We start from the raw sequence: 19701 nt of genomic DNA on the forward strand, positions 1-19701 counted from the left end.
ATAGGCCCAATTCAGTATTGGGCTTTTTATTGCCTGTGAAGTAGACATGAATCATGCTGTATTCCTACTGTCTAGTAAGAATCTCTCAACACAGTTAGAACGATCCACTATTGGCAGAACCGGGAAGAAATTTTATGATTCGAATCAGGCCTAAATTTAATAATTTCCACCGCAACAGGTGTGATTTTCTTTTTCGGCGCTTCAACAGCTTGATTCAGTTGAGTAATTGCATATAACCCAATATGCAAAAGACCCACGGCAAGTAAACCAACAACCAATACCGTTTTTTACGATTCAAAGCAGGTGATATAAATTTCACAGCATCAAACGTTTCAAGAGTCGGCTTTACACTTGCAACATTTTGATGAGCATGTGCCACACCGCCTGTTTATATAGGTTTTCTCAAATCACTGATGATTATTTACTTCAAATTTTGTTATCCGTAAATTGCCAAACACAGATATTTACTATCATGAAACATTTGAGCACTAAGCTAAGTCTATTGATTTATACTTTTCTAAGTCAGCAATTTATGAATATGCATTAGCAAGGTCTGAATTTTTACTGCTTATTTAAATAGGCTGCTTCTCTTAAATAGAGAAGCAGCCCTTAATTAAAAATTAATGGAAACACCAGCATATGTTGAGAAACCTTCACCTGGTGTAGAACGTGCTACATCTAAACCATTATCGTTATAACCTGGTGTCACAGTTGCAGCATAATGCTTGTCGCCAATGTTTTTGAAATCAATCCATGTATTCCATTTCTTGCTTTCAAGCTGATAACCTAGACTGATGCCCCAAGTATTGTAGGCATCTGCGTAAAATGAATTTGCATAATCAACCGGTACTTTAGAGGCATATTCAGTATTTACGCTGGCAAATATGCCATTATAGAAATCCATTCTCAGCTGCGCCTGATAAAAGTGCTTAGGCAACCCGGGCAGCTGGTTTTTTCCAAATACAGGGTCATTTTTGTATTTAAAATCACTGTAAGTATAAGACTGGCGAAGTGATAAATCGCCCAAGCCATCCTGACTCAACAATAAGCTGTTCAGGCCTGCCTCTATCCCCTGATGAATGGTACGGCTTGCATTTGATTCGGCAACAACAGGATTCGGCATTGGAGAAATCTCCACACTCAACAACTCATTTTTGACTTTAGAGTAGTAATAATTTAAATCCCATGCACCAATTCCACTTTCACCGCGGCCGCCGATTTCAAAAGTTTGTGCTTCCTGATTATCCAAATGAATCGGCGCACGCATACGGCCAGAAGTAGGACCGCTACCTTGCGGAAAGTATTTATTTGATCCCCAAATTAATGACCATGGATGTGGCGGTTCTACACTCTTGCTGATATTACCGTATACTTGAAGGTCCGGATTAATTTCATATCGCAAGCCCAGCCTTGGCGCAAAGTCCCAATCGCTTTCGCTTAATTCTTCATTAGTAACTGGATAATAAACTTCACTGCCACGTTTGGTATAAATGCCTGCTAAACCTGTGCTTAACCATAGATTTGGCTGTATCTCAGATTCATTGCTCAATTGAATCACATTGTCAGAACCACGATATGTGTATTTGCGGGTAATCGTTCCTGCGTCATAACCGTTCCTATCGAAACGAAGAGATTCTGTGACACCTGAATCCGGGCGATGTGTAGTGCTGCGAATTGATGCCTTTGCTACACTATTTAATCCGAACAAATCATAAGGTTGCAAATACGACAGGCTTGCAGAGATATCGCTATATTTCACCTCTGTACGGTACGGGCTCTCCTGCAAATCCATAGGATAGTTATGGTAAGCCAATGCGGCTTGTAATGTGCCGCCATTATCCAAATTTAAGGTTGTTTTATTGGCCAGCCAAGTACTGCCTGGCTGAATGCGTTTTGCATCATATTGCAGATTGTAGGCATTTGCTGCCTTAGGATCATTCTTAATTTGCTGTTTAGTTAAACGGCCTGGCGTCTGATGCTCTGTTTCACGGTAACGTAAATAAAAACGAGTTTCTAGATTTGGATTAATCTGGTATCCAACATTCGCTGCAATACCTTTGCTATCGCCTTCACTATGCTTTTGGTAACCCTCATAGGTAGAGCCATTAATCGATACATAATAATCAAGATCATCAATTTTTTGGCCGGAACTCAGCGCATACTTTTGGAAACCTCGGCTACCGGCTTCATAGCGAAGCTGCAGACGTTCAGCATCTTTTCCAGTTTTAGTCACATAATTGACTGCCCCACCTAGAGCCAAAGAACCTTTATCAAAACCATTAGCCCCCCTAAATACTTCAGCTCTGTTCAGCCACAATGGCTCAAGCAATTCATAAGGCGTTCCACCTGGTCCTGTAAAAGGAATATCATCCAGAAGGGTATGAACGCCTGAAGCGTGTGCACCTGGCCCACGATTAATACCAGACCCCCTGATGGATACTTTCGTACCTTCATTGCCTGGCGATTTTGCATAAACCCCGGGCTGTAATGCTAATACGTCTTCATTGGTGCCAGATTTGCCTTTCTCCAGCTGCGCTGCGCTAACCAAATTAGTACCACCAGGCACTTTTGCTAAAGCTTTCTTGGCTGCCTGCAAACTTGATTTTTTTTCCGCTTTAACCACCACAGTTTCAAGTTGGGTCACTTCATCTTTTTGATCCGTATCCTGCACTTCAGCAGCACATACCGCGCCTGCTCCCGTAGAAGCTACCATAGCCGCCAAAATATTTCGTTTAAATAGATTAATATTATTTTCCATTGTTCATTCTCTTAATAGCTGAGCTCACGTTTAAAAATCGGGTGATCAGCCTTTAAACGGTCACCTTGCCCATATAGTTTTTCGCGCAATGTACCGGGCCGATACTCTGTTTTTAATAAACCGCGCTTCCTAAGTTCTGGTGCAAGTCCATCTGCAAAATCTTCGTAACTGCCTGGAGAAATGACATGTGTAACATTCAAAATGGACTGTGTAAAAACGAAGCCTGAATGTTCCGTTACAGCGCTCATTAAAGGAATCAAAACGCTGGGATCACCACCAGGCGTTTGCATGGCTTGTTCCAACAAAGTCTGATAACCGCCTTTATATATATAAATCATGTACACCAACGACATCTGCTAAAAATATGCTGTCAAAACCGCCTCTTTCTAAAGTTTTGGCTAAGTCAATCCAGAATTCCGGCTGGGTGTAATCAAAACGCTGAGACTCTGGATGGGCCCAAACACCATGATAAGCCAACGAGATACAATTTTGCTCAAAAGCATTAAAAAACGGCTCATTTTAGCCAATATGGCTCTTACTTTGTGACATGATTTCTTCCAATATTTCTTTAATTTTTCAATCCAAGGTGAGCTCTTAATGTCCTACCTTCATAATCTGTTCTAAATGCACCTTGAGGTTTTAAATGCGACACATTGCTGTTGAGGAATCCATCGAGCCCATGCTCAAGATCAGAAGGCAGTACAATGAATCCATCTGCACAGAATTCATTTACCCGTTACTGCATCTGCGTTGCAATTTCTGCTACAGTCCCTAAAGGTGTCCAATGACCCCGCGCTTGTAACAAGAGAATTTAATAAAGCCCGTAGCTATCCCCTGAAGAGGCCTGCTGATAGAGCTTATTCACTGTGGTACTTTACTCTGCTTCAGACATAATTTTTAGCTGATCTAAGTTCAATTGCTGATCCAGCAGATCTAACTCAATATCCAGTTTTTTGTGAATATTTGCTTAAATCTTTGCAATGCATAACCATAATCAGTCAGTGCATCCAAATTATTTTTAATTTCGTCAGATTTAACTGCTGTATCTGCTGCAAAAGGTGTAATACCTTGGAATACTTTTAACTCATCCGGCTTATGCCCATATTTGGCCGCCCGTTCTTTTACATCCCGATAAAACGCTTTCGCTTTTTCTGCGGATGACTGCATTGTGAAAACAATGTCTGCATACTGCGCCGCAAATTCCCGCCCCTGATCGGATGAGCCTGCCTGAACAATCACAGCACGGCCCTGAACAGAACGGGGGCTGGGTAATGCCCCCTTTATCCATCCATTTATTGATGGTAATGGTCGCACAACACCTCTACTAATGAACCTAGAATTGCTTAAAGTTGGTTATCCACCTTGTGTAATCACTGTTGAGAATCGACTGGCTTATTATGAAGCTTTGGATCAGTGGATGGCCTATGGAAAAACTGAAACATTTATCCAATTGGTTTCCAATGCTGTTCTAGAAGGATTTAAACCATATCAAGTGGTTTTAGGTCTTTAAAATAAAAGATCAGCTTGTACGACATTATTAATTAGAACAATAAGCTGTAAGGTAATCCTACAGCTTATATATATTCTGAAATATTAATAATTAACAAGCACCACCTAATAATTTTTCATTATCATGATAATACAAACGATTTAATTCATTTTTTACCAAAGAAACTTGAGCCTTGACTTGGGATAATTAAATGATTACTACTTTCCTTAAGTGCTGATTTAGAGTTAAACATAATTTACGCAATATTTTTGGCGTCTAAATCCCTATTTTCATTCATGAAAACCGCATTAGACTTAAGTAGTAAAAGGTAGAGGGTATTTGCCTAGGAATTAATTAAAATGGGCTTTTGAATAGTTTTTTTAGATGCCTCTCCAATTAGAAAAATAGCTAAAATTGCAAAATCTGGGCACTCTTTCGATTAAAAAATAAATAATTTCTCAAAAGAAATAAAAATGTACCTCTGAGCTTCTCCGTAAGTACATTTGTATCTACCTAAAGGATAAAGCAGCTTTATATCCATGGTGAATCATGCGTTCATTCATGCTTAATGGTACGATATAGTCCAGCAAAGTAGCACAATCTAAGCCTATCCCGATCGAGTTGATGGATGTTAGACAGGATATTATAGCCTTTTGTACAATCTTGAGTTCAATGCCCTGAGCTTTGGTAAAGTCCAGAATCGCGTTGTGCAGGGTCAAGCGAGCCTGCTTAAGGAAAATACACCTTCCTTGGTAAACTCCTCTTTATGTTTGGTACGGTATGGCATTTAAAATCAACGTCTTATTCATGATCCTTGCTTTGTTGACTGAGAGAAAGCTGAGTCATATAAATTTTGAGAACCCCTTTACTGATGTTCAATTCTTTAGCAAAAGATAATAAATTAACGCAGGTGTCGTAATTCTATAAAACTGGCTCGTCGATTAATCAAAAAATTTATACTTTAAAAATAAATAAACCTATTTTAAATACAAGTAATTTAGTAGGAATAATTAACTCAATAGTAATTTATAAACATCTCCTTTAAAATAAAATCACGTATCCTAAACACAAGTAATTCAGTAGGAATTATCACTACCACAACAATTGAAAAACATATCAATTAAATAAAATAATTTATTATAAATTACTGTATTTTAACAAAAAAATACTATATTTTAATTAAATATATTTTTTAAAAAACCCATTTTAAATACAAGTAATTTAGTAGGAATTATTATCATAAAAATCAAAAAAACATACTCGTTAAATTAAAAAAGTAAATTATAATCACGAGTAATTTAATAGGAATTAATACCACAATAATAATCCGTGAAATATATCAATTAAAATAAAAAAAATATTTCCTTAAATTCACCCAAATATTTCATCATCGTTGAAAAGTTGAGTCTATTACTTTGTGCCATTACTGGTCACAGGAGAGCTTTTCATGAGTGGAAAAATTGATGTGCGCGAAATCGATGCTTTAGTCGATGCACAAAATGGACGTATCACGCCATCGATCTATACAGATCCTGACATTTACGAATTAGAACTTGAACGTGTCTTCGGTCGTACATGGTTATTCCTTTGCCATGAAAGCCAGATTCCTAAAGCCGGTGACTTCTTCAACACCTACATGGGTGAAGACCCAATTATTGTGGCTCGTCAAAAAGATGGCTCAATCAAAGCATTCTTAAACCAGTGCCGTCACCGTTCTATGCGTGTAAGCTTCGCTGACTGTGGTAATACGCGTGCGTTCACTTGCCCATACCATGGCTGGTCTTACGGTATTGATGGTTCTTTAAAAGACATTCCGCTTGAAGAGCGTGCTTACCCACAGGGTGCCTGTAAAAAAGAATGGGGATTACTTGAAGTAACTCGTGTTAAATCTTACAAAGGCCTGGTATTTGGCTGCTGGGATGAAACAACACCTGACCTCATCGACTACATGGGCGACATGGCGTGGTACTTAGACGGTGTGCTTGATCGTCGTGAAGGTGGTACTTGCATCGTAGGTGGTGTGCACAAATGGGAAATCGAGTGTAACTGGAAATTTGCAGCTGAACAGTTCGCATCTGACCAATATCACGCATTGTTCTCTCACGCCTCTGCAGTACAGGTACTGGGTGCAAAACCAGATGATGACTCAACCAAGACCTTAGGTGCTGCACAAACACCTCGTCCAGTCTGGGAAACTGCCAAAGACGCGATCCAGTATGGTTCACGCGGTCACGGTTCAGGCTTCTTTTTTACTGAAAAACCAGATGCAAACGTATGGGTGGATGGTGAAGTGGCGAATTACTTCCGTGAAACTTACGAAGAAGTGAAAGAACGTCTAGGTGAAATCCGTGCGCTGCGTCTTGCAGGTCACAATACCATGTTCCCAACATTGTCTTGGTTGAACGGTACTGCAACACTTCGCGTATGGCACCCACGTGGTCCAAACAAAACTGAAGTTTGGGCATTCTGTATCTGTGATGCTGATGCACCACAAGAAGTAAAAGACGCATTTGAACGTTCTGCAACGCGTGCCTTCGGTCCTGCCGGTTTCCTAGAACAAGATGACTCTGAGAACTGGGTAGAAATCCAGAAAGTACTTCGCGGTTACAAAGCTCGTCAAAACAAACTGATCGTTGAGATGGGTAAAGGCAGCGAAAAAGTACGTGAAGATGGTGTCCCTGGTATTACCAGCTATATTTTCTCTGAAACTGCAGCACGTGGCTTATACCGTCGTTGGGCAGATTTGTTAATCCATGAAAAATGGGAAGACGTGGAAAAAGCAGCTGACGAATATGAGAAGGAGCTTATGAAATGAGTCAGATCAGTATAGAACTTCAACACGAAATTAGTCAGTTTCTTTATCGTGAAGCAAAATTGCTGGACGACTGGAAATTCCGTGAGTGGCTGGATGTTATGGCAGACGACGTTTCTTACGTCCTGCGTACTACCCCTAATGCACAGACACGTGACCGTCGCCGTTCAGTTGAACCACCTACAACTTGGGTGTTCAACGATAATAAATTCCTGTTAGAGCGTCGTGTAGCTCGTCTGGAAACTGGTATGGCATGGGCTGAAGAGCCTCCATCACGGACCACTCACATGGTGAGCAATGTAATCGTAGAGCCGACTAAAGTAGAAGGCGAATACGATGTGTACGTGACTTACCTGTTATACCGTTCTCAAAAAGAGAAAGATATTACGATTTACTGTGGTAAGCGTCACGACAAGATCCGTAAAGTCGATACTGCTCAAGGCTTTGAGATCTTCAACCGTAAAATCACCCTTGATCAGGTGACTTATAACTCACATAACCTGAGTGTGTTCTTCTAATGAATAAGATTTTTATTTATCAATTTGTAATCTGGACACTCGTGGTTTCCGCCAGCTGCATGCCAGATGCTTTGATGAATAAAAATCAAGTCTGATCAAAACGGACTTATCGGCAGCCTGTTCTTAGGCTGCCTTCCTTTTAAGGAGTCTCTTATGGCTATTAAACTTATTTGTGCATCTCATAGCCCGTTAATGGAATTTGCTTCACCTCAGGAAAAACGCAAAGAACAGGTGGTTCGTGATGCCTTTGCCAAACTGGCAGCTGAAGTCAAAGCTTATGACCCTACCCTCATCATTACTTTCGGTCCAGACCATTTTAATGGTTTCTTCTATGACCTGATGCCAAGCTTCTGTGTCGGTGTTCGTGCCAAGGCTGCAGGTGACTGGGACTATGGTAAGGACAATGATCGTATTGATGTACCTGAAGACAAGGCACTGGCTTTGGTTCACCGTGTACTGGATGAAGGTGTGGATGTTGCATATTCTTATCGCATGCAAGCCGACCATGGCGTGACCCAGCCATTGCATTTTCTGTGCGAAGGCCAAATTGATCGTTATCCAACGATTCCTGTTTTTATTAATGGCGCTGCAGCACCCATGCCCACCACCAAGCGTACTATTGCTCTAGGTCGTGCTGTAGGTCAGTTTATCAAATCTTTAAACCTTGAAAATGAGCGTGTTCTTATCCTCGGTACAGGCGGTCTTTCACATGATCCTCCAACTCCACAAATGGGTTCTGTACCACCAGAAGTTGAAGAATTCCTGATTGCGGGTCGTAACCCGACAGCGGAAGCACGTAACGCACGTCAGGCAAATGTGATTTCTGTTGGTCAGGCCGGTGATAAGAGTGTTTCTGTGCCTCTAAGCCCTGAGTGGGATCTGGCATTGCTTGAAAAATTCAAGAATGCTGAATTCGCTGCATTAGAGGCAATGACTGAAGCTGAAATCCGTCGTGATGGTGGTCGTGGTGGTCAGGAAGTTCGTGCATGGATGGCGGCATTTGCGGCATTTAGTGAACTTGGCGAATACGAAATGACAACGCACTGCTATGAAGATATCAGTGAGTGGATTGCAGGCTTCGGCATCGTGTCTGCAGAGTTAACAGCCTAATGACATAAGCAACATCGAAACCATCCATGCCTTCATAAAAAATCAACACTGAAGCAAGTACGGTTAAACTTCAAAATGGTGACCTTGTTGCTTATAACAAACTGTTGCTTGTAACTGACAGAATCAGCCAATAAAAAAGCCTTAAATCTAAAGATTTAGGGCTTTTTTGAATGATGGCGGTAGTTTAACTAGGCATTTAAATATCTAAACTATAGTTATTTTTAAAAATTGAGTTACCCCAATTTACCCCATCTAAATAAAAAAGACCGTGGCTATTCACGGCTTTGTTCACAGGCTGGACAGGTCATAAATTTAACCCATAAAAAAACCACCATAATGGTAGCTTGGTTCATCCACTTAAAATTCATAATGGCTTTAGTTCAGATAATATAAAATCATTATAGCTTTTGACGGAATTTTGGTAGGTTATCCAGCAATGATCATCATCTGACCATGACTCAACACAACCATCTACTATGCGCCAGTAGCTAACACCACTAAGGTCTGGTTCATATGTAAAATGCGTTGCTTCCTCTGGTGCGTTAGCCCTAACTATTTTTAAAATACTAGAGTTTGATTTTTTTGATCTTTTGTAAGCTACCCATGCAAGTTGCCATTCTTGTTCTTCATAAAGTCCAGCTTCATCATTCCATTTCGGATGACCTAAAGCGTTAACCCAATCCTGCATATCATTTTCAAATTCGATACGTAAATTCATTTTGATACCTCTATCAAAAAACCTAATTGATTGGTGCGACAGGCATTCAGGTTAAATGCTTTTCGGGAGCTACCCTAGTCGCACAATAATCATACACTAAAAAACTTCCCTATCTTCCATCTGCAATATCCGATTGGTTTTCACCAACCACCGATCAAACATAGCTTCAATTTTGGCCTGGGTGCCCAATTCAAAACGGTAAATTTTTGATGGTAAACTACACAAATCGGTACCGTGAATAAATCTCAACTTTTAATTCCGCGCCCTTTACCATGCTTAGCACTATTCGAATGAGCCGCTTGGCTATTTGGATTCCCACACCGTATGCAAGGCAATAACCGAACCGCAACCAGTCTTTTATGGTCACGCATACAAAGCCTATCTTAAATTCTTAATACGCTCTTTCAGCTTAATCATGATGCCATCAATCGCCAGCAACTCATTTCGAGTCAACCCGGCCCGGCTTAAACCCTAATACTTAGACAGCTCAGCACTGCAAAATTCCAAGTCTTGTTTCGCTTGCACTTTGTCTGTCATGGAATCCCCAATAAGAAAAGAAAAACCCCTCATCAGCAAAGTAAGAGGGGTTTCTGCTTCAATCCCATCATTTCAAGTGAACAGTAAGTAAAATCAAATTATCTTTGACCTCCTCAACACTGTGTACATATCCATGCTCGTTACAATAATTTAGAAATCTATTTAAAGCATCTCCAACCAATCAAGATACACAATACTTCTGTTTCAATAATTCCATCTTCAGGAGGATTCCATCGATGGAAATAGCAGCCAAATAGATCATCGAATGTGGTTGTAAATTTTGCTATTTTCATCTTAAAGCTCCATTATTTTCATAAGGTGATGAAGCAACGCCACCTACAAAAAACCCAAAGACAAATATAATTATTCTATTAAAACAATAGTTTAATATAATTTTATTAATCAAAAACACTAAACTAGTGAATTACATACATTATTTAAACCGTAACAAAATATGATCAATTTAAAAAAGAAAACCCCGACAAATTAATGACGGAGTTTATGTCGTAATACTTTCGACAAAATATAAAAATCTTTCAATAAAAAACCTGTTTAACTCTCCCAAATTAAACAGGCCTAATTGCGCTAATACCTTAGAATTTTTGGAGTTATTTTTTGTTTTCACTGAATATAAGATTAAATTATTTCAACATTATTAAAATAATAAAAAACATGATTATTAACCTGAATCGCGGATAAGAAATTAACTTGAAAAAAAGGTGGCTGAAAACCATTAGGGAGTTACCACACCTCCTACACCTTCAGCCACCATGTTCGATTTTACATATTTCTTCTGCATGATCGATGACTTTTTTCAAAAATTCGAAGCAACCTATTTGCAATTCTTAAAACACAGCAACAAGCGTTTGAGAATACGACCTTCTCAATTGAAAATTTCGGAAATTGTATTCATCGCCATTTGGTATAAATGTTCTCATTTCAATAACTTCAAAGCATTCTTCTTTTCATTAAAGCACAATCACAGTCAACTCTTTCGATATTTACCGTGTTACCAACGAATGGTTCATCTCATCAGAGCACATCAATTGGCACTCCATGCTTTACATTTTGCCTTGATGAAAGATGGTCAGAGTCATTATTTATGGATCGATTCGACGACACTACCTGTATGTAAAAATCAGCGGATTCAACGGCATAAATCTCTAGCAGCGATTGCAACACGTGGTAAAAGCTCAATGGGATGGTTCTTTGGCTGTAAGCTGCATTTAATCATGAATCAGTCAGGAGACATGGTCAGTACAGCTTTATCGAATGGGCATACAGCAGATATTAAAATGGTTGAACAGTTGGTAGAAGGATTAAAAGCAAAGCTCTATGCTGATCGTGGCTACATCAGTCAAGAATTAAAGAGCAGATTAAAAGCACAAGGTACTGATTTAATTACCTATCACCGAAAGAATATGAAATCTGTGCAACTCTCAATATCAGATGAATATCACTTAAAGCAGCGTAATAAAATAGAGACTTTATTCAGCCTGTTAAAAGGGAAATATCATTTGGTGACGAGTAAAGCGAGAAGCATTGAAGGGTACTTAGCTGGAATTTATGCATCTTTATGTGCTTACCAGTTATGCCATCAAAACAAGCCAGCTATTCGAGTAATGGAATGATTGGCTTAAACAGGATTTGGGTTATTTATTAAACATAAATTTAATTGTAAACTAGATTCTAGGCGAGCATAAGTTAATTAAGATATATGTAAAACGCTTAGCTCTTATAATGTCCTGCCTGACTCATGTGCAATAAAGTTAATTATGATTTTATTTATGAAATTTTTCATTCTCATATTTAAGGAGTTATTATTGCACTTTCTGTCATTAAAACTCAAAAGAGTCATACTAAAAGATTTCACTCATGATCTTGAAGCTGTCGTCTATAAAATTGTCTTATATCCTTAATCATTCTCCATCTCTATAGCGCTGAGAGTATATAATTAGACATGATTAATGAGTAATTTCATTCGGGTATGACGAATACATTTTCTGGCAACAATCAAATTAGTGTGGTTTCAACTTTTTCTGAACTTGTTCATTCAAATTTTCAAGACGATATGAATGCTATTTGCTGGTCTAGAAATGTGGTGGGTGATTTTAAAGAAATTGTCACTAAACTTCATTTAAAAGAAAACATTACGGAAATTTCTATTGAAGATCTTTTGGCGCTTCAGCTTTCAGAAAATGGTCATCTGGCTAGAGAAATTATTTTAAAGGATATGCAGCTTTTAACCGATTTTGGAGCATCCCCTTCTCTGAACTTGCTTAAAAGTTATGAACGGGATGATGAACTGGATTTTATTTCGACAGATGTCTATTCCTTTCATGTCGATCGCTCACCGATTGGTACAGATACTTTTTTATGTACCTATTACGGCGCTGCAAGCGATATCTTGCCGAATGATCAAGTTGAGCAAAAGATTTTGATTCCTGAAATTAGAGAAAAACTTCAAGAATTACATGATGGTACGGAAGCTGAGTTTGAACGCTTCCTTGAAGAATATTATTTTGATCTGCATTACCAACCTAAAGCTGATGCAAAACCTGTGAATTTAGGCCTAGGTCATCTTTGGCGCTTGGCTGTTGATCATCCAACCCAGCAAGTTTTGCCTTGCGTACATAGAGCGCCTGTGGAAAATAATGAATATCGGCTGCTGTTGATTTGTTAATGATTTATTAGAATTTTTTCTAAAGTCAAAAATGCTCATCAACTGACTTTAAATTAATATTGAAAAGTCCCATCTCCCACTGGGATGAGCAGCAACGCTGTGCAATAGGATGAGGGGAATTTCTCATATAAATCCTTTCCTTCTTGCGCGTATTAACGCTCATCCTTTTCAAAGGAGAAGGTATTCTCTTTGTGAATCAAATATTTTTCAAAACTCGACTTATGTAAAAAGCCGAATATAAATTTAATTCCTATAAAATAATAAAGCCCACATATAGTGAGCTTTATTTGCTGATAATGATTTAATTAATGATTCAATTGAAGCCCTTAAACAGGAAAAAACATCCTACAATCACCAACAATACGGCAAAACATTTTTTAAGCACTTGTGGTGATAATGCATGCGCTGCTTTTGCACCCAACTTTGCGGTAAAGAAGCTCATAAGGCTTATGCCTAAGAATGCATAAGTATGTACATAGCCTATACTATTGGGAACAGCTGCATGCGCTTTCATACCAAAAATCATAAAGCCCAAAGCACCAGCAATCGCAATTGGTAAACCACAAGCAGCAGATGTTCCGACCGCCTTTTGCATCACCACACCATAACGGGTGAGATATGGCACAGTGACACTACCACCGCCAATCCCAAAAATGGCTGAAGCCACACCAATCACAGAACCTGCAGCAATTTGTTTACCTGTTGAAGGCAAAGACTTTATTGGATCAACTGCCTTTTTAGCACCAGTAAACATGGTATATGCCACCCAAATCAAGAATAAACCAACAATGAGTTGAAGATGTATTCCTGAAAGCCATCCTGCAATGGCTGCTCCGGCAAAACAGCCGATCGCCATCGGTGGCGCCAGGTTTTTAAATACCGGCCACATCACCGCACCATTTTTATGGTGTGCCATTAATGAGCTAATCGATGTCACCACAATCGTCGCGAGTGAAGTCCCTAACGCCAGATGCATAATGACATCAGGACTGTAATCCATTTGGGTAAAGACGATAAACAAGAGTGGGACGATAATGGTTCCACCACCGACACCGAAGAGACCTGCTGCAAATCCAGCAAGTGCCCCGATGGCTAAAAAAATAATAAGTTCCACGATATACTGACTTTTAAAGAATGGAGTATTGAAGCAATGAGTAATTAAGCGAGTTCGAGTTGACCGACTTGATGATAAGCACGGTTAAAATAGACTAGGCTTTCTTCTTGCTGACTTTGTTTAATCGCTACGACACGACATAAGAAAATGCTGTGTGTGCCGACGTTTTGAATCTCTTCAATTTGGCAATCAAAACTCACCAGAGCATCTTCGAGAATCGGAGCACCTGTTTTTAGTGTTGTCCAAGCACCCAATTGAAATCGCTGTTCAGAACTGAATTTGCTTGATGCAAATGCATTTGAGATCTGTTCATGCTGTGTGCTGAGTACATTTACTGAAAGCACTTTATTTTCAATAAAATGTGCATGTGAACGAGATGATTGATTCATACAAACCAGTAATGTCGGCGGTGTATCGGTCACACTACATACGGCGGATGCGGTGAAACCATGCATTCCTGCTGTACCTTGGGTTGTGATTACATTCACAGCAGTCGTTAACAAGGACATTGCATTTCTAAAGTCGGTTGCTTCAATCATCTCTTCTATCTCAAATGTATATATGGCTTGTCTCTTACTCAAGTCAGGGAAATGGATGATTTGATATATCATCCACCCTGCACTTATTGAGACAGCTTAGAATTAAGCAGTCAGTTCTTGACGAACAATGGCAGCACCTGCGCTTAATGCTTCGAGTTTGCCGCGAGCGACTTGACGAGATAAAGGTGTCATACCACAGTTGGTTGAAGGATAAAGTTTGTCTGCATCGACGAACTGAAGCGCCTTACGTAAAGTATTTGCTACTTCTTCAGGGGTTTCGATTTGGTTGGTCGCCACATCAATCGCCCCAACCATGACTTTTTTGCCACGAATCAGTTCAATCAAATCCATCGGTACACGTGAATTTTGGCATTCAAGAGAGATGATATCTAACTTAGATTGTTGCAGCTTAGGGAATGCTTGCTCATATTGACGCCATTCATTACCTAAAGTCTTTTTCCAATCGGTATTGGCTTTAATGCCATAACCGTAGCAAATGTGTACCGCAGTTTCGCATTTCAAACCTTCAAGCGCACGTTCTAAAGTTGCCACGCCCCAATCATTCACTTCATCAAAGAACACGTTAAAGGCAGGTTCATCAAACTGAATGATATCCACTCCTGCTGCCTCTAACTCAAGCGCTTCTTGGTTCAGAATTTTGGCAAATTCCCACGCCAATTTTTCACGGCTCTTATAATGACCATCATAAAGCGTGTCAATCATAGTCATCGGACCAGGTAACGCCCATTTGATCGGTTGATTGGTTTGGCTACGCAAGAATTTCGCATCCTCAACGAATACAGATTGTTTACGAGAAACTTCACCCACCACTGATGGCACGCTGGCATCATAACGGTTTCGGATACGCATGGTTTCACGCTTTTCAAAATCCACACCTTCCAGATGCTCGATGAACGTGGTCACAAAGTGCTGACGGGTCTGCTCACCGTCGCTGACAATATCAATGCCAGCATGGACTTGTTCATGCAAAGACAGTTTTAAGGCATCACGTTTTGCTTCTAATAACTCTTCACCTTCAAGTTTCCAAACTGACCAAAGCTTTTCAGGTTCTGCAAGCCAAGATGGTTTTGGTAAGCTGCCAGCAGTTGAGGTTGGGAGTAACATTTTTGGTTGTACAAGTGCCATGTTTAATCTGCTTTCTCGAAATTTATTTATATGTGATGTATTAGGCTGCGGTGTCTTGCTGAGCAGTTTCCACTTTGAAATTGGCAGCCCATTCATCCAGGATATCTTTATAAGGCTTGATGAAGTTTTCTTCCGTCCATTTGCCTTGTTTTACCGCCAATTGACCACGTTCAACACGGTCATAGACAATACGGGTCAATGAATAATCCCCATAGCTCAAGCTTGGCTGATACACCACACCTGCAGGTGAATTGGTATTATAAATTTCAGGACGATAGATTTTTTGGAAGCTTTCCATGGTGCTGATCGCGCTGATCAATTCGAAATCAGTGTAATCACGCAACAAGTCGCCTGCAAAATAGAATGCCAACGGCGCATTACCATTTTCAGGTTTGAAATAACGCACGCTTAAGCCCATTTTTGCGAAGTATTCATCGGTACGTGAGTAATCATCGTTGGTATATTCCACACCTAAAATTGGGTGAACATTGGCAGTGCGGTAATAGGTTTTAGTCGTTGAAACACTGAGACAAATCACAGGCTGTTTCTTGAACTCAGCTTTAAAGACCTCTGAATTCACGAGATGTTGATACAGCTTGCCGTGTAGGTCACCAAAATCTTCAGGCTTTTCATTGAACTTGCAACCAAGTGATGGCAATACCACACTAAAGTCATAATCACGCACATAAGATGAAAAGCTGTTGCCAATCATGCCTTCAATACGTTCATTAGTATGATGATCGATAATGGTACTTTTTAAGGTTTCAATAAACGGGAAAGTTTGACCATTGCCTTCGATATCAATTTCAGCAGAGATGATATCGATTTCAAGTGAATAACGATCACCCTTTGGATTATCGACCGTTGCCAAGCTATTGAAACGGTTGTTGATCATTGCAAGTGTACGATGCAGGTTTTCTTGGCGGCTTTCACCACGTGCCAAATTGGCAAAGTTAGTCGTCAAACGTGTATTGTTTGCTGGCTCGTAGTTCTCATCAAAACGGATTTTTTTAATTGAACATGCAAATTTATTGCTCATGGTATTCACTGCCCTAATTTCTAAAAAACAAAATCAAAATTTCTGTATGGAGCAATTTATACGTGAATTCAAAGATGAATAAAAATGATTTAACCTCAACACAAAGTGAGAAAAATTCATGTTTAGCAGTATAATTCAATGAAACTCATTCAAACAGCTGAAATTAAGGGAGGCTTGTCCGAGTAATAATCACTACTAAAACAAAATATAATTAATTAAATAACAATGGCTTACTATGCTTTTATCAATAAAACTTAATAGCAGCATCTAAAGCCTACAAACTGAATTCAATACATGTTTATTCAGATTTAAGCGCTAATAAGGAAAGTTTGAATTTCACTCAAAGTGAATCCAGCTCATTTTAAGATGAGAAAAGATCAACCTATTCATTCTTTTTAGACCAAGAAAATCACTAGAAAGGTATGGAGAATGAACCTGAAAAAGGCATCCGCTGTACCAAAGGCCGAGATCGAATCAAACTTGGGGTGAAATTCTATTCTAATGCCATGGATGATGAAGATTAACAATGATCCCTTAAGTCATAGTCCTTTAAACCTCTGTCGCTAAATACCAATTCTTCCAAGAACTGGTTCCGCGCACTTCAATCGGTACAGTTAGAATCAGTTTTTCTTTTAACACTTGGGTTTGTTCTACCGCCTTGGCGAGTCTTGCTTTAACTGAATGAATACATTCTCGATCACCAAATTCACAGCGGTCTAAGCTTGTCCCGCCACACGGTCCATTGGCTAAACCCTTCGGACAGGTTTCCGGGCAGATATATAAGGTATCGCCCAAACGACACTGCCCGCAGCTTTCACAGCCGACAATACTATGCTTGCTGATGAATTCAGTTTTCAGCAAGGTTTTTGCAGCAGCCTTGCGTTCCCAAAATGGCGCTTTAAAAATAAAGCGGCCGACACCCTTAGCAATTTTTGAATCAAATAAAGCATCATGCATTAAATGTAATTGATAATATTTAATTATCTGACTAGATGATGGTTGGCGGGAAAAAGAAGATAGTTCTGGTATGAACTCCTTCCCCGTTTTAATTTGCCATAAGGACATCCACAGCGATTCAAGCGCATCTAAACCCAGATGCCGATATTGCTCAATATAACTTTCCAGCAACATCTGTTCTTCAGGTTTATGACACGCAGATAAATCAACACCGGCAAATCCAAACTGTTTACACATCAAAATTTGTAAAGCACAGCGCAAATAAACCCGCTCGCTCAGTCCGGCCTGTTTCTCATCTGCCAATACTTTGAGCATATGCGGCGTAATGACAATCCCTGCAACTTTATTTTTTACCATAAAGTTGGCACGAGCCAAACTGAGCGGCATCACACATGCGAGGATTTTCTGTGCGTAATGGTGGCGTTTTAAAAATGCCTTAACCTGCTTGAGCGCATCAATGTCATAACCCAATTGCGTGATAATAAAATCAGCACCCGCTTTAATCTTCTTATGCAGTTTTAAGTACAGGGCATCGCGTTCTGCTTCAACATATTTAAACGGGTTAAAGGCCACACCAACCAGAAAACCGCCATGTTGCTTCGCTGCCATCACGGCATTCACCGACTCCAGGTATCGGCTACGCTCTGCTCCGTCTTTTCCATCATGATGTTCTTTTAGCTTGTCGCCTGTCAGCAATAAAAGATTGTTGATATTAGCCGCCTTAGCTTGCTGTAGGAATAACTCAAAATCCTGAATATCCCGTCCTTTGCCAGCAAAATGCAGAACCTTTTCCACTGAGTCTGGATATCGCTTACTCGCTTCAAGCGGCGCCATATCATGATCTGAATGAACACGGTCTGCCAAAGTCATTACAGCAGGATAGCCAGCAAATGCCGTTTTCACGGGAAAAATCTCATTTAATGAAGTGAGATATTCCACCAGAATACAAAACTGGTTTTTTTGAAAAAAGGAGGATAATTGGGGCATATACAAAGTAGATCTAAAGGATCAGAAAAAGATTGAGCTGAATTATAGGCCAGAAAGATTGAAATACCACTTGCCACTACCAATAAATAGCGGTGGCAGAAGTTATACCTATTAAATGGTAGTTATTCCCAAATCTCTTTTGCTACCTCATTCATCAGCTTGATTTTCTTGCATTGGGTAAAACATTCATCTAAAAAACTATCAAATGAAAATTAAATTATGCTGAGCTGCGTAGACCAGTCATCCACGAACACCAACATTAACACAAGCCACAATTTATAAAATCAAGCAGCTTATAAACACAACAGTGTAATCACAGCTCTCCAATACAATAACAAGAATATTCAGATAGAGATGCAGCTAAGCGTACCCGGTATCCATATTTTAGAAGGTAAATTATTATGATTAATCCAGATAAAGAAATCGATGAAGAAGTGAATGAAGAATTTCCAGAAGAGGAATTAGACCCGCAAGAAAAGCAGGATCGGGAGCTTCAGCGTGGTCAGTTAGGCGTAGACAAAGACCCACAGATAAAACGAGACCAGATCCGTCAGAGACATGAGGATGAAGAGGATCAGAATCTATAGATGATGTCCTTTAATCCAATAAAGACTTAATTGCATTTTCTCAACCGAGCACTTCTTTTATATAGCCACGCCAAAATGATCGTCGGAACAATAAAACCGACTGTCACTAATATGCCATGAAAAATTGAAGCATAGGGTTCAGACAACATCGCTACCTGTTTCATTGGCGAGGTCCACGGTGACATCTGCAAAGCAAGCAAGCCGATAAAGCCTAGCTGCCATTTAATATTTTCATGGGCTTGTAGATGCTGTCTATAGGCATAGGCCAGTAATATCGCCGAAAAAATAATTTCAAAAATCCAGGACCAGATGCCCCATTTTCCCCATAAGCCAAATCCTAAATATTGCTCGGCATAGGGATATAAGGCCAGATCGGCATTATGCATTGGAATATCCGCGACAAAATGCAAGAAACAGGACAATGCCGCTACTGCTGCAATCCGCTTATCTTTTAGAAAAAATGCACCCCAAACGAATGACCAAACGATTGCCATCAACAAGGAATGATCCCAATCAATAAAGGTCAAATCAAAATATAAATAAGGTAACGCGAGTAAATTGGGTGTTACTTTCTCAATGCCAATCGCCACCAAGATTCCATTAATGACATCAAGGAAACCTGCACCCAAAATAATCGGGAGCAAAGGGACATCCTGATATTTGGCTTTAATTGCCATCCCCACCGCAAAGTGACCAAAATACATGCT

The 19701-nt window shown here is 39.7% G+C and carries 16 protein-coding genes and 2 pseudogenes; 7 read left to right on the plus strand and 11 right to left on the minus strand.

From position 1 onward, the window contains the following. Positions 1-613: 613 nt before the first annotated feature. The 3 genes from B9T29_RS10840 to B9T29_RS10850 all read right to left on the minus strand — a co-directional run bounded on the left by B9T29_RS10840 (position 614) and on the right by B9T29_RS10850 (position 4072). The gene (locus B9T29_RS10840; protein WP_086175942.1) at positions 614-2758 is read right to left on the minus strand and encodes a TonB-dependent receptor family protein; all 2145 of its coding nucleotides are present in this window, start codon (positions 2756-2758) and stop codon (positions 614-616) included. 11 nt (positions 2759-2769) lie between these two features. Next, positions 2770-3096: a hypothetical protein gene (locus tag B9T29_RS10845; protein WP_086175943.1), complete on the minus strand. Its 327-nt coding sequence runs from the start codon at positions 3094-3096 to the stop codon at positions 2770-2772. A 595-nt stretch (positions 3097-3691) separates the two neighbouring features. Next, on the minus strand, positions 3692-4072 hold the full coding sequence (locus B9T29_RS10850) for an LLM class flavin-dependent oxidoreductase (protein ID WP_171264034.1): 381 nt from the start codon (positions 4070-4072) through the stop codon (positions 3692-3694). On the opposite strand from B9T29_RS10850, the pseudogene B9T29_RS10855 reads away from it, so the two are divergent. The 4 genes and pseudogenes from B9T29_RS10855 to B9T29_RS10870 form a co-directional block, all read left to right on the plus strand. Further along, a pseudogene (locus tag B9T29_RS10855) lies at positions 4041-4268 on the plus strand (Fic family protein); the annotation flags it as partial. The gene B9T29_RS10850 and the pseudogene B9T29_RS10855 sit on opposite strands and share 32 nt — an antisense overlap. A 1426-nt stretch (positions 4269-5694) precedes the next feature. Then, positions 5695-7062, plus strand: coding sequence for a 3-phenylpropionate/cinnamic acid dioxygenase subunit alpha (gene hcaE / locus B9T29_RS10860; RefSeq protein ID WP_086175946.1), 1368 nt, complete (start codon positions 5695-5697; stop codon positions 7060-7062). Next, entirely contained in the window at positions 7059-7577 is a 519-nt protein-coding gene (gene hcaF / locus B9T29_RS10865) for a 3-phenylpropionate/cinnamic acid dioxygenase subunit beta (RefSeq protein ID WP_086175947.1), read from the plus strand. Before hcaE ends, hcaF begins: the two co-directional genes overlap by 4 nt. A 153-nt stretch (positions 7578-7730) precedes the next feature. After that, positions 7731-8687 (plus strand): 3-carboxyethylcatechol 2,3-dioxygenase, encoded by a 957-nt coding sequence (locus B9T29_RS10870; protein WP_086175948.1) that lies wholly within the window; start codon positions 7731-7733, stop codon positions 8685-8687. A gap of 364 nt (positions 8688-9051) precedes the next feature. Here the strand turns inward: B9T29_RS10870 and B9T29_RS10875 are convergent, their stop codons facing one another. Both B9T29_RS10875 and B9T29_RS16575 read right to left on the minus strand, forming a co-directional pair. Beyond that, on the minus strand, positions 9052-9405 hold the full coding sequence (locus tag B9T29_RS10875) for a hypothetical protein (RefSeq protein ID WP_086175949.1): 354 nt from the start codon (positions 9403-9405) through the stop codon (positions 9052-9054). Positions 9406-9501: 96 nt separating this feature from the next. Continuing rightward, positions 9502-9776 (minus strand): annotated as a pseudogene (locus B9T29_RS16575) (hypothetical protein). 936 nt (positions 9777-10712) lie between these two features. Here B9T29_RS16575 and B9T29_RS10890 point away from each other — a divergent pair. Together B9T29_RS10890 and B9T29_RS10895 are read left to right on the plus strand one after the other, a co-directional pair. Continuing rightward, a complete protein-coding gene (locus B9T29_RS10890) occupies positions 10713-11573 on the plus strand; it encodes an IS982 family transposase (protein ID WP_086175950.1) in 861 nt (286 codons plus the stop codon). Between the two features lie 356 nt (positions 11574-11929). Further along, on the plus strand, positions 11930-12625 hold the full coding sequence (locus B9T29_RS10895; RefSeq protein ID WP_086175951.1) for a DUF1826 domain-containing protein: 696 nt from the start codon (positions 11930-11932) through the stop codon (positions 12623-12625). A 313-nt stretch (positions 12626-12938) separates the two neighbouring features. On the opposite strand, the gene B9T29_RS10900 is transcribed toward B9T29_RS10895, so the two are convergent. The 5 genes from B9T29_RS10900 to B9T29_RS10920 form a co-directional block, all read right to left on the minus strand. Next, positions 12939-13739 carry a sulfite exporter TauE/SafE family protein gene (locus B9T29_RS10900; RefSeq protein WP_086175952.1) on the minus strand — a complete coding sequence of 267 codons (801 nt, stop codon included), beginning with the start codon at positions 13737-13739 and terminating at the stop codon, positions 12939-12941. A 44-nt stretch (positions 13740-13783) separates the two neighbouring features. Continuing rightward, positions 13784-14278 (minus strand): flavin reductase, encoded by a 495-nt coding sequence (locus B9T29_RS10905; RefSeq protein WP_086175953.1) that lies wholly within the window; start codon positions 14276-14278, stop codon positions 13784-13786. Positions 14279-14380: 102 nt separating this feature from the next. Continuing rightward, entirely contained in the window at positions 14381-15424 is a 1044-nt protein-coding gene (locus tag B9T29_RS10910; RefSeq protein ID WP_086175954.1) for a methionine synthase, read from the minus strand. Between the two features lie 40 nt (positions 15425-15464). Then, positions 15465-16463: a putative oxygenase MesX gene (locus tag B9T29_RS10915; RefSeq protein WP_086175955.1), complete on the minus strand. Its 999-nt coding sequence runs from the start codon at positions 16461-16463 to the stop codon at positions 15465-15467. A gap of 549 nt (positions 16464-17012) precedes the next feature. Then, positions 17013-18407, minus strand: coding sequence for a methylenetetrahydrofolate reductase C-terminal domain-containing protein (locus tag B9T29_RS10920; RefSeq protein ID WP_086175956.1), 1395 nt, complete (start codon positions 18405-18407; stop codon positions 17013-17015). A 401-nt stretch (positions 18408-18808) separates the two neighbouring features. Here B9T29_RS10920 and B9T29_RS10925 point away from each other — a divergent pair, with 401 nt between their 5' ends. Then, positions 18809-18994 (plus strand): hypothetical protein, encoded by a 186-nt coding sequence (locus B9T29_RS10925; RefSeq protein WP_086175957.1) that lies wholly within the window; start codon positions 18809-18811, stop codon positions 18992-18994. A 26-nt stretch (positions 18995-19020) separates the two neighbouring features. Here the strand turns inward: B9T29_RS10925 and B9T29_RS10930 are convergent, their stop codons facing one another. After that, positions 19021-19698, minus strand: coding sequence for a hypothetical protein (locus tag B9T29_RS10930; protein WP_086175958.1), 678 nt, complete (start codon positions 19696-19698; stop codon positions 19021-19023). Positions 19699-19701: the final 3 nt, after the last annotated feature.

The sequence above is a fragment of the Acinetobacter sp. ANC 3903 genome (genome assembly GCF_002135315.1).
Taxonomy (GTDB): domain Bacteria; phylum Pseudomonadota; class Gammaproteobacteria; order Pseudomonadales; family Moraxellaceae; genus Acinetobacter.

Coding starts and splice junctions, on each gene's coding strand:
- B9T29_RS10840 (WP_086175942.1), bottom strand. CDS start 2,758: ATGGAAAATAATATTAATCTATTTAAACGAAATATTTTGGCGGCTATG.
- B9T29_RS10845 (WP_086175943.1), bottom strand. CDS start 3,096: ATGATTTATATATATAAAGGCGGTTATCAGACTTTGTTGGAACAAGCC.
- hcaE (WP_086175946.1), top strand. CDS start 5,695: ATGAGTGGAAAAATTGATGTGCGCGAAATCGATGCTTTAGTCGATGCA.
- hcaF (WP_086175947.1), top strand. CDS start 7,059: ATGAGTCAGATCAGTATAGAACTTCAACACGAAATTAGTCAGTTTCTT.
- B9T29_RS10870 (WP_086175948.1), top strand. CDS start 7,731: ATGGCTATTAAACTTATTTGTGCATCTCATAGCCCGTTAATGGAATTT.
- B9T29_RS10875 (WP_086175949.1), bottom strand. CDS start 9,405: ATGAATTTACGTATCGAATTTGAAAATGATATGCAGGATTGGGTTAAC.
- B9T29_RS10890 (WP_086175950.1), top strand. CDS start 10,713: ATGTTCGATTTTACATATTTCTTCTGCATGATCGATGACTTTTTTCAA.
- B9T29_RS10895 (WP_086175951.1), top strand. CDS start 11,930: ATGACGAATACATTTTCTGGCAACAATCAAATTAGTGTGGTTTCAACT.
- B9T29_RS10905 (WP_086175953.1), bottom strand. CDS start 14,278: ATGATTGAAGCAACCGACTTTAGAAATGCAATGTCCTTGTTAACGACT.
- B9T29_RS10910 (WP_086175954.1), bottom strand. CDS start 15,424: ATGGCACTTGTACAACCAAAAATGTTACTCCCAACCTCAACTGCTGGC.
- B9T29_RS10915 (WP_086175955.1), bottom strand. CDS start 16,463: ATGAGCAATAAATTTGCATGTTCAATTAAAAAAATCCGTTTTGATGAG.
- B9T29_RS10920 (WP_086175956.1), bottom strand. CDS start 18,407: ATGCCCCAATTATCCTCCTTTTTTCAAAAAAACCAGTTTTGTATTCTG.
- B9T29_RS10925 (WP_086175957.1), top strand. CDS start 18,809: ATGATTAATCCAGATAAAGAAATCGATGAAGAAGTGAATGAAGAATTT.
- B9T29_RS10930 (WP_086175958.1), bottom strand. CDS start 19,698: ATGTATTTTGGTCACTTTGCGGTGGGGATGGCAATTAAAGCCAAATAT.